Genomic DNA, 13,517 nt, shown 5'->3' with positions numbered 1-13,517 from the left:
CTTCCCAAAACTCGGTGCAGGCGTCGCTAAGCCGGTCACATGCGGTCGCTTCTCAACAACCAGCATAATGATGACGGTAAGCCAATTGGCATCGCTTCGAAAGCAAAGGCGAGGTGGCTCGTCGGGTCGTCTTCCACAGCTGCACCGCTCCTCTTCGCTGGGTCATGGTGCCCTGCTCCTTGGATTGGCCGCCGTCCTCGGTCCGGCTGCCAACGCTCAGCAGCCAGCCGCGATTCTAGATGAGCCTGCTCCCGTCTTTCGAGCAACAGTCTCGTTGGTTCAGATTGACGCCGTGGTCACGGACAGGAATGGGCACTACGTCACGGACCTTGGGGCTGACGATTTCGAGCTTCTTGAGGATGGGAAGCGCCAACGGGTGTCGAACTGCTCGTACATCCCGATCGAGAGTCGGGGCGTCGGCGAAGTTGCGCCCCACGCGATGCCAGGAGAAGTCAGTCCACGGGAACCGCTCCGACGAGAGCAGGTGCAACGCACCACCGTCTTTGTCGTCGACGATCTTCGTCTCGACCTCGTGTCGATGGCTTCCGTACAGCGCGCACTTAGGACTTACGTCGACAGCCAAATGGTGCCTGGAGACCTGGTTTCCATCCTTCGCACGGCAGGGGGAGTCGGAGCGCTGCAACAGTTCACAAGCGACAAGCGAATCCTCGGCGCCGCGATCGGTCGCGTGAGATTCAATCCGCTGGCGGATGTCGATGCCTTTGAGCCGGTGGGAGCGATTCCCGTTCTCCCTTCCCCGACGAGCGGGAGGGGCTCGCCGGGCGGTTTGGCAGCTCGCAACCCAGATCCTGAACGAAGGGATTTGCTCACGGGCGGCACCATCGGGGCCCTCCGTTTCGCGCTCACGGGCTTACGAGAACTCCCGGGCCGCAAATCGCTGGTGCTGTTGTCAAACGGGTTGCCGCTCTACCTCCCGAATGGTGATGGCCCCACCGCGTTCGGAAGAGCCGTGTCGGCGCTCATCACTCTTGCCAATCAGGGTTCGGTCGTCGTCTACGCCGTGGATACGCGGGGGCTAACGACGGGCCAGCTCACCGCAACCGACAATACGATCAGCCCTGGTGGCATGGCCGATACGTCAATCTCTGACTTCAAGGGAATGCTGAATGCGCGCGGCCTGGCGGGCCGCCTTGACGGCCAAGACGGCCTCTCGGCTTTCGCGGAGTCAACCGGCGGTCTCTTCCTTCACGACCAGAACGACATCTCACGACAGCTGAGAACAGTCCTTGAAGACCAGAGAGGCTACTATTTGATCGGATACGTCCCCCCGGCCCTCGCCTTCCGACCCGAGAAGGGAAAAGCAAGGTTCCACAGGATCAGGCTCAAGGTGAAACGAAAGGGCCTGGCCGTGCGGTCACGCAGCGGGTACTACGGCATCCCCGAAGACGATCCACAGCTTGCGCGTGAGCGAGAGGCGGCGACGCTGCTGAACGCGCTCGTGTCTCCCTTTGATTCCCGCGACGTCGGTTTGCACCTGAGCACACTCTTCTTCCAGGACGCGGTGCGGGGCCCGCTGCTTCACTCCTTCCTCCGTGTTGACGCGAGCAATCTGAGCTTCGCTCAGGACCAGGGGTTCCTCGTAGCACAGGTGGAGGCTCTGGGCGCTACCTTCGATGACGAAGGTCGAGTCATCGAACAACTCGGCCGAGACGGGAAGATACGGCTCTCGCAAGACGCCCTCGAAAGGGCTCTGGAGCGCGGCATCAACTACACAGTCGACATGCCCGTGAAGAAGCCCGGCGCATACCAGCTGCGGGTTGCCTTTCGCGACACGGCCTCGGGTCGCGTGGGTTCGGCGTATCAGTTCGTTGAGGTACCGGATCTGAGACGCAATCGCTTGTCGCTGTCGGGCATTCTCATGAGCGACGCGCCCTCGGGCGACGGCCTCGCCCCGGGCGAGCCCGCGCGTGCTGAGGTTCTGGATACGGAACGAGGCGCGGCGATCCAAGCCTCCCGTGTCTTCTCCCGAGGCCAACCCCTCTCGTACGGTTTAGTGATCTACAACGCGCAGGTGACCCACGATGGCCGCGGCGTCGACGTCACGACTCAGATGCGACTGCTGCATGATGGTCGCGTGGTCGTGACGGGGGAGCCACGTCGGCTGGAGGTCGCTAACGCGAACGACATGAAGGCTGTTTTCACGGGGAGCACTTTGCTCCTTCCGACTGAAATGCCTGAGGGTCACTATGTCTTGCAGGTAACTGTGATCGACGCTCTGGCACCACCCAAGAAACAAGAAGCCCTTCAGACTATCGACTTCGAAATCGTTCGCTGAGCGGTGGCGGGGGGCGGCGGCTAAGGCCAGATGTCGCGCTGTCGCGCGGCTGTCACCTGAGGAACCTGGCCAATCCCTTTTTCTCCTTTGACAATATACCGTCTAATCGGTATGGTACCGACTAGGCGGTATTGAGGAGGCCCGATGGCCACGGAGCCCCAGCACCAATCGAAGACCAGGCTTCTCGAGGCGGCCCTCCATGCCATCCGGGCCAAGGGCTACGCGGCGACAACGGTCGAGAACATCTGCCACGCAGCCGGGATCACCAAGGGGAGCTTCTTCTATCACTTCAAGAGCAAGGACGAGCTGGCACTCGCCGCTGCCTCATATTGGGAAGCGACGACGGAGGCCTTTTTCGCCGCTGCACCGTACCGCAAACTCGTAGACCCGCTGGACCGCCTCCTCGGTTACGTGGACTTCCGAGCAGCGATGCTGAACGGGGACCTGCCCGACTACACGTGCCTGCTCGGCACTTTGGTTCAAGAAACCTACGCGACCCACCCGGACATTCGCGCAGCTTGTGCCCAGGGCCTGTCTTCCCACCACGCTCAGCTGAGCCGCGACATCGAAGCCGCCAAGCAACGCTACGCGCCCAAGGCGGATTGGAGCGCGGAAAGCGTTGGATATTTCATTCTGGCCGTGCTGCAGGGCTCATTCATCTTGGCCAAGGCCAAGCAGGGTCCCGAGGTCGTGCGGGAGAGCCTTGAGCACTTGCGCCGCTACCTGGGCGCTCTATTCAGTCAACCCGGTAGCACGAATCGAGCGGAGAAATGATGAAGTCTTCACCTATATCAACCATAACGGCCGCTGTCGAGAGGCGTTTCGATTCTGCGAACAGCAATCTCGGCGGAACAATCACCATGATGATGACTCATGCAGAAGCGTCGAATCCAAGCGATGGTCCACCCTATTCGAAAGACGCCATCCTCCACGCGCACCGGGGGATTGGAAAGACAGAGCTCCTAGAAATCTCGTACTCCCCTCCAGCGCGATAGGTGGGTCTTGGCTGCCTGTTGATAACACCCTGAGTTTGGTTGCGTTTCTACGAGTGCCGTTAGGGCGGCAACATAAAGGAGAGTGGACTATGACAAGGATCGAAGTGTCGCGCCGGAATCTACTAGAAGCGGGGGCCTGCGCACTGGCTGGAGCGGTGGTTTCCCCGGTAGCAGCAGGCGCGCGTGAATTGAGCGGGCTGGGTACGAGGAAAGAAGAAGTCATCCGAAGGTGGTATGCGGCGTGGGAGAAGAAGGATTGGGGTCCCGTGGATGCCCTGCTGGCCGACAATTTTACTTTTACGAGCGCGGCCGGCGACGATCACATCAGTAAGAGCGTTTTCAAGACGCGCTGCTGGGAGACGCAGATCGACTTTATCAAGCGATTTGACCTGGAGCGGGTGGTCGGAAACGGCAATGAGGCGTTCGTGAAGTACCTTTGTCACACCAAGAACAGTAAGTCCTTCCGGAACGTGGAATACCTTCGAGTTACCGACGACAAGGTGGAGGCCATCGAGTGTTACTTCGGTGAGCAATCCAGTTTTCCGTCCGCAGTGGACGGGAAGAAGTGACACCGATCCTATCTGTGCCATTGCCGCACTACAGGTAATTCGTAGAATTCCACAGCGGGCGGCGTGTTCTGGTAGGAACCCTAGACTCCCTCCCGGGGAGTCTAGAAGGTTGCTGCTCGACAGCAGTGGTGTCCTTCTCTGCTCGCAAGGGGATCCGATCGTGCGCTATTTGCGAGTTGGGGGTTACCAAGCTCAAAGGGGCGGTCAGCCGGTGGAGGAGTGTGGTTGGGGAGAAATCGCTGCAGGTGTCACACGGCCTCCTCGGGAAGATCGCCACTCCTAGAACGCTCGGAACGTGTGGGGAGGTTCAGCTAAAAGAAGGGTGCCGGCAGGTCAGGTTCAGAGCCGCCTTGGCAAGATCGAACGCTGGCTTGCGACAATGTCGGTTGAACGGAGCCGCTTCGCGGCGGATGTGAGCCGAGTCTTAGGTCACGTGCTAAAGGCGCTTTCGTAGCCGAAGCTTCCTTTGGGTCGCGTCCTGGTATGCGACCCAGGAGGAAGCCATGTGCGACTTTGCCCGCCACGCCCCGCTATTCGAACTGACCCTGGCTGCCCGTGGACACACCCCCAGGACTCGCGAGCTGTACCTCGGGGCCCTGCGCCGGTTCGACCACTACCTCGGTGACGTCCCGCTTGACCAGGTGGTGCCCGAACGTCTGGTGGAGTATCAGCGCCACCTCGCGTCGCGCGAGCTGAGCTGGTCCTCCTTCAACCTCTACACCTGCGCTTTGCGTTTCTTCTACCGCGACTACCTCGGTCACCGTGACTGGGACTACACCCGCATCCCCTTCCAGAAGTGTGGCCGCACGCTACCCCAGGTGCTCGCCCCAGAGGAGGTGGCCGCTCTCTTCGAGGTTTCTAACACCAAGTACCGTGCGATCTTCATGACCGGCTACGGGTGTGGCCTGCGCTTGTCGGAGATCCTCGCCCTCCGCGCGACCCATATCGACTCGACGCGCAGGGTGATCCGGGTCGAGCAGGGCAAGGGGCGGAGGGACCGCTACGTCATGCTTCCGGAGCGCTTGCTCGAGCAGCTACGCGCTTGCTGGCGCACTTACCGACCAAAGGAGTTCCTGTTCGAGGGAGCGGTCCCGGGTCGGCAGTTGACGCAAACGTCGGTGCGGTTGGCCTTCGCGCGCGCCAGGCGAAAGGCCGGGATCCGCAAGCGCGTGTCGTTGCGATCCCTACGGCACGCTTTCGCCACACACCTCCTCGAGCGCGGCACCAACATCCGCAACATTCAGGCCCTTCTCGGTCACCGCAGCCTCGCCACGACTCAGATCTACACCCACCTCGCCAAGACCTACATCCACGACACCCCCAGCCCGCTCGATGGGCTGGGCAAGGACAAGAAGCCCGACGGCGAGTAGGTGGGCTGCCCCCACGGGGGCGGGGAAGGCGGCGATCGTAAGCCAGGGGTTGGTGAGATCCTGCGCGATCACGCGGGGTCTCTGAGCCTTGGTCGCCAACAGGCACGTGTCGTCCGCCACCTCGTCGCCTGCCGGACCGGACAACTCGGTGCCCATCTCGAGGAGTGCCAACAGTGTGGCCACGCCCGCCTCGCCTATCACTCCTGCCGCGACCGCCACTGCCCTCGCTGTGGCAGCTTGGAGCAGGCCCTGTGGGCCGAGGCCCAGGAAGCCTCGCTGCTCCCGGTCCCTTACTACCACGCCGTCTTGACCGTCCCCCCGACCCTCCACCCCTTCTTCCGTCGGGCCCCCGCCCTCGCCCTGGACCTGCTCTTTGAGGCGGTCGCTGAGACGCTGCTCGCGGTTGCCCGCCGCCGGTTGCAGGCCAGGATCGGCTTCACGGCGCTGCTCCACACCTGGACTCAGAAGCTGCTCTATCACCCGCACGTCCACTGCATCGTCCCCGGTGGCGGCCTATCCGAGGATGGCACGCGATGGATCGCCTGCCGTCCGGGATTCTTCGTCCCCTACGGTGTGCTGCGCAAGGTCTTCCGGGGAAAACTGCTCAGCAAGCTCGAAGCGGCCCACGACCAAAACGCCTTTGGAATCGCTCCCCCCCTCGGGCGTCATCTCCTTGAACGCGCGGCCTGTCAGCGCTGGGTGGTCTACGCGAAGCCTCCGCTAGCCGGCCCCCAGCAGGTCGTCCGTTACGTGTCGCGTTACACGCGCAAGATCGCCCTCTCCAACTCCCGCATCCTCGACTACGACGGCAAGGAGGTCGCTTTCCGTTGGCGCGACCGCGCGCACGGCAACCGCCAGAAGATCCTGCGGCTGTCTGGACCAGAGTTCGCCCGCCGTTTCGTGCTCCATGTCCTGCCGGCACACTTCGTACGGATCCGTCACTACGGCCTGCTATCCAACCGCGTGCGCGAGACCGCACTCGCGCATTGCCGTGAGCTCGTTCCCGGCGGCGACGTCGCGCCACCCGTCCGGCGGCATATCGACAAGGAGGACCGTGCCGCCGCTTGTCTGCGCCTGTTCGGCAAGGATCCCACCCGGTGTCCAGCCTGCGGCCAAGTCCGGATGCAGCGACTCTACGAATGGGTCCCTTCACATCAGCTCCGACCCATCGCCGTGGCTGGGGCAAGGGCCCCGTGAGGCGCCCCACGAACCGCCATCGCTCTTCTAACGCGCTTGGCCCGCGAAGGGCCGTCGTCTGCCTTGGCCCGCACGCGCCCACGATCGAGGTCTATCGACTACCGCCCTGGCCCATCGAGCAGCACCGACCAAGCGGCACAACGGCCACCTCCTACCGTTCAAGCACGCTGGCCTCGTCTTCCCGACCGCACCAGCCCAAAACTTCCCAATCGAAACCCCATTTCAACGTCCCGCGGCTCCGTTAACCGCGGTCCTTCGCCAAGCGCAAGAAGGCACCTCGGGAGCGACGGTCCTCGCGTTCGCGCCAGGCGAAGGACTCCTTTGGGTTGTCGTCACCTGACTCGCCTCCGCCGGGCCCCTCCGGGGCGGGGAGACGGGCTCCGGCCCCCGGGGGGGGCCAGACCGAAAAGGGGACACTGGGGGCGGGAGCCTGACCATCAATCATGAGCAGGTGGGCCCCCGATGAAGTACGATCCCCGGCTGGCAAGAGGACACGACCATGGCTTTCAGCATCTCCGACCTTTTCTGGGCTTTCTTCGTCTTCTCCGCGGTACAGCCGTGGCTCAAACAACGCGCCCTCGAGGCCTCTCGGCAGCGGCTTATGGCGAGTATCGAGAAGCGGCGGGGCTCGCGCGTGATCCTCCTGGTTCATCGCCAGGAGACCATGCGGCTCCTCGGGTTCCCCTTGATGCGTTACATCGATCTGCACGATTGGGAGGAGGTCGTCCGGGCGATCAGTCTCACCGACCCGCAGGTGCCGGTGGATCTCGTGCTGCACACGCCCGGGGGGCTGGTACTGGCTTCGCTGCAGATCGCACGAGCGATCAAGAGTCATCCGGGCAAGGTCACAGTCTTCGTGCCGCACTACGCGATGTCGGGAGGCACCCTGATCGCACTATCGGCCCGCGAGATCGTGATGAGCGAGCATGCGGTGCTCGGACCCGTGGATCCACAGCTCGGGAAATATCCAGCAGCCTCTCTCCTTAAGGTGGTCGCCGAAAAACCGATCGCGGACATCGACGACGAGACTCTAATCCTCGCTGATCAAGCCAGGAAGGCCGTCGTCCAGGTTCGGGACAGCGTCAAGGAGTTGCTAGGCGATACCTCCCCGCCGGAGAAGGCGGAAGAACTCGCCGGGCTGCTCTCCGAGGGTCGATGGACGCATGACCACCCCATAACATTCACGGAGGCCAGAGAGCTCGGGCTGCGGGTTACCTCCGACATGCCCAAGGACATACTTGAGCTCATGCGGCTTTTTTCGCAGCCAGTCAGACGCCAGGAAACGGTCCAGTACCTCCCCGGGCCACGCCATCTGGAGCCCCCCTCCAAGGCGGGCCCCACCGGCCGAGCAATAACCTGAGCAGGTGTCGGCCTTTAGTCTTGCTGCTGGTCGATATCTTCCTACCGAAGTGGTTTCCCGACGGACCGTTCGCTTCCGAGACTGGGGAAGAACCGTACTGATCTCGCCCACTGATCTAGCCCCCGTTTCGACCGGACAGCCCTAGACGCTCGACTGACGCGCGATATTGCCGGCTATCAGAACCTGAATCGCGGGCCCGAGGGCCCGTCCGAGGAGAAATTGGGGTCCGACCCCCAAAGGGCTCGCGCAAACCCGACCAGTAGCCTTGTGACACGATGGCACCCTTAGCGCGACGGCCCGCGCTTCGGGTCCCGAGCATAGTGGACGCGCTCGGCGGCCTCCTCGAGGTCCTCCTTCCGGCGGCGTGTGTATCCGCGGGTGGTGTTGAGGGAGGCGTGCCCGAGGATGTCGGCGAGGGCGACGAGGTCGTTGTTGTTGTCGCGAAGGAACTCGTAGGCATAGGTATGCCGCAGCCGGTGGGGAGGTACGCCGGCAAAGTGAACGACCACGTCGCGGATCCCAGCCGGGGTCATCCGCCCGCGCTGGCCCACAAACAGGGCGGCGTCAGTATCCTCTCGTTCTGCCAGATACTCCCTGAGGTAGTCGCGGGCCGTCTTGGGGAGCGGCACTTCGCGCTCCCGACCGCCCTTCGCAATCTCCGGCCGTATGTGGAACGCCCCCCGCCGCTCCGTCAGCTCTAGGTCACGAACCTCGAGGCCGGATAGCTCCCCGACCCGGACGCCGGTAAGGAGGAACGCGAAGAGGATTGCCTTGTCCCGGAGGCTGCCCTCTCGTTCGACCTTGCGCAAGGCGGCCCTCGCCTCTTGGGCAGTCAGGCTGCGGGGCGCAGCCGGCTGAGGCTTGGGTGCCCGCAGCTTCTGGATGTGCTCGTGGAGGTCTCGGGAGACCTCCTTGCGGCGAAAGGCCTCGGTGACGTAGGTCCGCAGAAACAGAAGTCTCCGAGCAGCCGTGGCGGGTTTGGCGCTCCGGATCAGAAAGTTCTGGTAGTCGGCTCCGTCCATGGGTGTGAGATTCGCGACGTCGAAACTCTGGCCTGTCGAACCCACGTACCAGCGCGCAAGGGCGCGCCAGTCGGAGTCATAGGCATCCGCGGTGCGGTCGCGGCGTCCGCGTTCGCGCAATGTCGTCAGGAAACGTTCATGCCGCTCCCATTCGGCATCGGTAGCGAAAGCACCCGGCTCCATCATCGGAAGGTCCGCCGACTATCCTTATTCTTATGGCTGTTATTAACGACCTCAGCCAGGTCGAGACTGGTTATCACGTGAGTTGTGGCCTTCTCCGAGAGCCGCCTTGCCTTCGGTTATCGCGTGAGTCTAACCCGAACTGACGCGATAAGTAAAGTTATAGTGGGAGGCAGACTGGCCGGCGGGTCGCTGCTTCGAACTACCGAGACCTATGCCCCTAGAACTCCCGCGAGCCAATCGTGGCAAGGAGTCCTCCCTGAGCAGCATCGTTCGGTGGTGTTCTAGAGCTATGATCAGAAACGTACGAGGGCTGCCATCGTGCTTGCCGTGTATGTCGCGGGAATCCACGCGAGGGCCGCGATGCCCGCTCCGAGGGCCTTTCTCCACCATGCCGCGGGACCACGCCACGCCCAAAGGGCTGCTGCAGCACTGGCCGCAAGCGCCCACGTTCGCGGATACCCACACATGGGGAGAAGCATTTTTAGGGCTGCAATGAGCGCCGGGGAAGTCTCCTCTGGAAGCGGCAAGACGATGAGGGGTGACAGCAGCGCTGGAAGTGCGACGAGAAGGATCAGCAGCTCTCCTGACACGCGGCCGAGCGGTCCCACGGAAACCCCCATAGGCTTAGACACCAGCTGGGTCACAGGCGGTTCTTCAGTGCCGAACGCGGTAGTTCGAGTTGCCGGCCGAGGCCTGCCACATCCGGTCCCAGTATAGCGCTCCGGCGTTGTTCTCGGCGGAGTTCGTCGGTGCACCGAGCATGTTCAGGAAGGCGTGACCAAGTTCGTGGGCCAGGACACCAGCTGTCGTGTACGTCAGAGGATTGCTGTCGCTGCTGGCCGAGCGATAGAGAACACTGGTCATCAGCGCGGATGTGATCGCGCCCGCGTCTTCCGAGATGAAGATCTGCGTGATTCCTACCAGGCTCTCCTCTGCTCCCACGGTTCCGGCCCCACCAAGCGACGCGACTGACATGCTCCCGCTGAGGGTGCTGATCATTGTGGACGGGTCGGCCAGTGTGATCTCCAGCAGCTTGTTGCTCCTGATAATGGCGGACAGCAGACCACCAAGCGGCCCGCCAGCCGAAAGATCACCCCCGCAGTAGACCTGGTGTCGATCATCGCCAATAGCTCGCGTCCGGAGGAGACCGGCAGCCTCAGGACCAACGAGTTGTTGCAGAAACCCAAGCGACTTCTGCCAGCCAGCGCCCGTCAGTTCCAGATACAGGCCGCTGGGGTCGCCGAAGACAACAGGGTTGTTACCAGCGTAGCCGTAGCTCCCAGCCTGGATCGGGTCTTCGGAGATGAATCTTCCCACCTTCGGGTCGTAGTATCTGGCTCTGTAGTAGAAGAGGCCCGTCTCAGACTCCCACTCCCGTCCTGTAAAGGCATAGCCTCCAATGGTCGCGCCCACCTGAATATTGCCGAAGGCGTCGTACTGGTAGCTCCCGGCCGCCACTGCGTTCGGGTCCGTAGTCAGAACCACACTGCCGAGACCGTCGGAATGGTAGTAGAAGGCGCCCTGTGGTGTGCCTTCGATGGCGAGTGGTTCGTCGATCCCAGGTCCTTGGACGAACCAACTACCGGCCTTCGTCAGAATGTTCTGCCCATCATACCCGTAGGCGATCGTGTTCGTTCCGGTAACGTACCTCACCCGTCTTCCTATCGGGTCGTAGGCGTAGCTCGCCACAGCCGAAGCATTCTTCGACACAGACTGGAGCTGGTTCTCCGCATCCCACTGATAGGTCCAGGTGTCGGACCCTTCCACCTTCTGGATGAGATTGCCGTTGGGATCGTAGGTAAACGCGTCGTTGCTGTTGGACTTCAACTCGTTCCGATCGTCGTACACCCAATTGCCAGTGGTGTTTAGCGACGTCGCGCGATTCCCCACTGCGTCATAGGTATACTGCTCCGTCATGGGCGTCCCACGGTTGACTTGAGTGAGGCGGTTGAGGGCGTCATAGCCATAGGTTTCCGAATAACTCGGGATGCTCTTGCTAGTCCTGTTCCCAGCGTTGTCATAAGCGTAGCCAGCGGAAGTAAGATCCGACACCGAGTTGGTTGTGTGGACCAGCGTGAGGCGCGAGAGGGTGTCGTAGGAGTAGAGCGTAGTCAACTGGTTCGGGTAGAGGAGCGAAGTGCGGCGGTTGTCGTTGTCGTACCCGAACGTGAAGTTGTTCGAGCCCACCGTGATCGTGGTTAGTCGCGAGGCGTCGTCATACCCATAAGTCAGGTAGGGCGTCCCGTTCAACTCAAGTGTCGTCCGGTTGCCGTCATTGTCGAATAGGTAGCCGACTGTCGAGCTGTTTAGCGAACTCGCCTCAGACAGACGCTGCCCGGCGAGATCGTAGCTCCACGTCAGAGAGTCGGTGCTGTTTGTCGCCGTCGCCATCCTCCCAACAGGGTCATACGTGTAACTGACTGAGGGCGTCGCGTCCGAGTAAGACTTCTGTTGAAGCCATCCCGTGGGATAGTAGGTGTACGTCGTGGTCACACCCTTTCGATCCGTTCGCGTCTTGAGCCTCCCTACGGCATCGTACGTAAGCGTCTCGATCGCTGCTTGTCCAGGATACGTGATGGAGTTGAGTCGGTTGAAACCATCGCTGTATCCGAAGGTCGTGCCCTTGCCTCGTGCATCGGTGATTGTCGTTAGGTTTGACATGTTGTCATAAGCGTACGTCGTAACGCCGGCGGGGCTGTTGGGGTCGGTAACCGTTTGGCGGCGCCCGTATGCATCGTAGCCAATCGTCGTTACGTGTTGGAGGGGGTCACTGACGGTCTTCAGACGACCACCCAGGTCATAGGTGTAGTCAGTGTGGGTTTGATCCGGATACTTGATCTGCTTGACTTGGCCCTGGGGCCAGTAGGTTGTAGTGGTCGTGTTGCTTGGCGTCATCGCATCCGTGACCGTTGTTCGCCGGCCCATCGCGTCGTAACCAAAGGTGGTCGTGTGCTGCAAGGGGTCCATCACGCTCTGGAGGTCGCCGGTTGGGTAATAGGTCATGGTGGTCGTCTTGCCGCGCGAGTCCTGGATGGTGTGCAGCTTCCCGTTCGAGTAGTAGGAAAAGACTGTCGGGGGACGATTCAAGGGATCGGTGATCGAGCTTGGGCCTCCTGTTTGGTCATACAGGTAGGTGATTACGCCATTGTCTGCGGCAGTGATGGTGTGTACCCGACCGTCGGGCCAGTACGTGTAGCGCGTTACATTCAGCAACGGATCGGTCACGGTCAGCAAGTCGTTCGTGACGGGATCGTAGGTGGATTGAGTGATTTTTCCATTCGCGTCCGTGTACGTCGTTACGTTCCCTTGGGTGTCGTAGCTCCAGCTCTGCGAGCCGCCCCCGAATGAATAGGCGCCCGTAATGCTCGTCGTGTGGTTGACTCCTCCGAAACTCCCCCATTGGTAGGTTGTCACGTTTCCAATCGCGTCCGTCACTGTGGTCTGGTTGGCGCTGTACGAGAACGTGTATCTCTTCTGGCCATTGGAGATCTCAGATGTCAGGCCCTTCCCAGTCGCTCGATCATAGGTATGGGTCTCAAGGACGGTCCCAGTTAGGTCCGCAACTGTCGCTAACCCGCCCGTTGTCTGATCGTAGGTGTACGAGGATCCGCTCCCGTCCCCATATGTCACCTGCTGAAGGAACGCTCCGTTGTAGGAGTACGTGGCTATCGCAGTGCTTCCGTCCGGCCCGATCAGGCTCTGGGCTTGATTGCCGGCGTACGTTAGGGTGAGGGACCGAGTGATCGGAGAGTTACTGTCAGGTGCGTTTCCGATACTGATCAGCCTGTTCGACGTGTCATACCCCAAGAGGAGGACGGCGCCAGTGACCGAGGTGATCTTGTTCAAGCGGCCATTGGCGTCGTAGGCTTCTTGACCTCCCCGGCGAAAATGCCGAATGTAGGAACCCGACGTGAGCACAAACCAGTCTTCTTGCGTCGTGGGATTGGTGCCGACAAAAGTCCCGCTGCCCGTCTGGTCTTGGTAGAAGCGCGGCACGCCGCTGCCCTCACTAAGCTTTAGTTTGGTTGAGGATGGGAATCGCAACGCCTTCTCGTACGAGTAGGTCCAGCCAGGGCCGAAGATGCCGCCGGTGGAAGCATTGATACTGTTGTAGCTTCGCGCAAAGCGGAGCCCCGGGCCAAAACCGGGGACAATTGCGTCGACCTGGTCAAAGTAGACGTTGCCCGTGGTGACCTCGATCGGCTGACCTGCGCTCTGGTTGCAGTCATCGCAATCGGGCCGGGCAGACGGATCGTCCGCTGTCGGGTCCATTGGAGCTCCCGTCCAATAGACCACGATCTTTCCGCCCGTCCCCTGACCCTTGGGCACGATATTGCTGAGGTCGAGGTTGGAGCTTCCGCCCACCCCGGCCCCCGCCGGATCATGCGAGGGGTCCGAGTTGCGGAAGCGATCCCGATCATTCATCTTGCCAGGCTGGTCCGAAGTTGCCGAGAGCATCCTGGGAGTGCCGACCTGCGTTGTGCCGAGAACGCAACCATCTGCCACGAAGCTACCGCCGCCCCCT

8 protein-coding genes are annotated in these 13,517 nt (G+C 61.7%); 6 read left to right on the top strand and 2 right to left on the bottom strand.

Going from position 1 to position 13,517, the window contains the following annotated elements; genetic code table 11:
• The first annotated feature begins 67 nt into the window (after window positions 1–67).
• The 6 genes from VN461_18590 (at window position 68) to VN461_18565 (ending at window position 7,787) form a co-directional block, all read left to right on the top strand.
• Window positions 68–2,296 carry a VWA domain-containing protein gene (locus VN461_18590; GenBank protein ID HXB56778.1) on the top strand — a complete coding sequence of 743 codons (2,229 nt, stop codon included), beginning with the start codon at window positions 68–70 and terminating at the stop codon, window positions 2,294–2,296.
• A 144-nt stretch (window positions 2,297–2,440) separates the two neighbouring features.
• Entirely contained in the window at window positions 2,441–3,070 is a 630-nt protein-coding gene (locus VN461_18585) for a TetR/AcrR family transcriptional regulator (GenBank protein HXB56777.1), read from the top strand.
• 310 nt (window positions 3,071–3,380) lie between these two features.
• On the top strand, window positions 3,381–3,860 hold the full coding sequence (locus VN461_18580) for a nuclear transport factor 2 family protein (protein HXB56776.1): 480 nt from the start codon (window positions 3,381–3,383) through the stop codon (window positions 3,858–3,860).
• Window positions 3,861–4,363: 503 nt separating this feature from the next.
• On the top strand, window positions 4,364–5,230 hold the full coding sequence (locus tag VN461_18575) for a tyrosine-type recombinase/integrase (protein HXB56775.1): 867 nt from the start codon (window positions 4,364–4,366) through the stop codon (window positions 5,228–5,230).
• Window positions 5,231–6,427, top strand: a complete 1,197-nt coding sequence (locus VN461_18570; protein ID HXB56774.1) for an IS91 family transposase — start codon at window positions 5,231–5,233, stop codon at window positions 6,425–6,427.
• Between the two features lie 499 nt (window positions 6,428–6,926).
• A complete protein-coding gene (locus VN461_18565; protein HXB56773.1) occupies window positions 6,927–7,787 on the top strand; it encodes an ATP-dependent Clp protease proteolytic subunit in 861 nt (286 codons plus the stop codon).
• Between the two features lie 284 nt (window positions 7,788–8,071).
• Here the strand turns inward: VN461_18565 and VN461_18560 are convergent, their stop codons facing one another.
• Together VN461_18560 and VN461_18555 are read right to left on the bottom strand one after the other, a co-directional pair.
• On the bottom strand, window positions 8,072–8,995 hold the full coding sequence (locus tag VN461_18560) for a tyrosine-type recombinase/integrase (GenBank protein HXB56772.1): 924 nt from the start codon (window positions 8,993–8,995) through the stop codon (window positions 8,072–8,074).
• 651 nt (window positions 8,996–9,646) lie between these two features.
• Window positions 9,647–13,417, bottom strand: coding sequence for an RHS repeat-associated core domain-containing protein (locus tag VN461_18555; protein ID HXB56771.1), 3,771 nt, complete (start codon window positions 13,415–13,417; stop codon window positions 9,647–9,649).
• Window positions 13,418–13,517: the final 100 nt, after the last annotated feature.

The sequence above is a fragment of the Vicinamibacteria bacterium genome, assembly GCA_035570235.1.
Taxonomy (GTDB): Bacteria; Acidobacteriota; Vicinamibacteria; order Fen-336; family Fen-336; genus DATMML01.
Note: the sequence above shows the minus strand (reverse complement) of the source record. Positions and strands in the feature narration are given on the sequence as shown.

What these genes read in the sequence shown, in the direction of transcription:
- VN461_18590 (HXB56778.1), top strand. Translation starts at nt 68, where the DNA reads ATGATGACGGTAAGCCAATTGGCATCGCTTCGAAAGCAAAGGCGAGGT.
- VN461_18585 (HXB56777.1), top strand. Translation starts at nt 2,441, where the DNA reads ATGGCCACGGAGCCCCAGCACCAATCGAAGACCAGGCTTCTCGAGGCG.
- VN461_18580 (HXB56776.1), top strand. Translation starts at nt 3,381, where the DNA reads ATGACAAGGATCGAAGTGTCGCGCCGGAATCTACTAGAAGCGGGGGCC.
- VN461_18575 (HXB56775.1), top strand. Translation starts at nt 4,364, where the DNA reads ATGTGCGACTTTGCCCGCCACGCCCCGCTATTCGAACTGACCCTGGCT.
- VN461_18565 (HXB56773.1), top strand. Translation starts at nt 6,927, where the DNA reads ATGGCTTTCAGCATCTCCGACCTTTTCTGGGCTTTCTTCGTCTTCTCC.
- VN461_18560 (HXB56772.1), bottom strand. Translation starts at nt 8,995, where the DNA reads ATGATGGAGCCGGGTGCTTTCGCTACCGATGCCGAATGGGAGCGGCAT.
- VN461_18555 (HXB56771.1), bottom strand. Translation starts at nt 13,417, where the DNA reads ATGAATGATCGGGATCGCTTCCGCAACTCGGACCCCTCGCATGATCCG.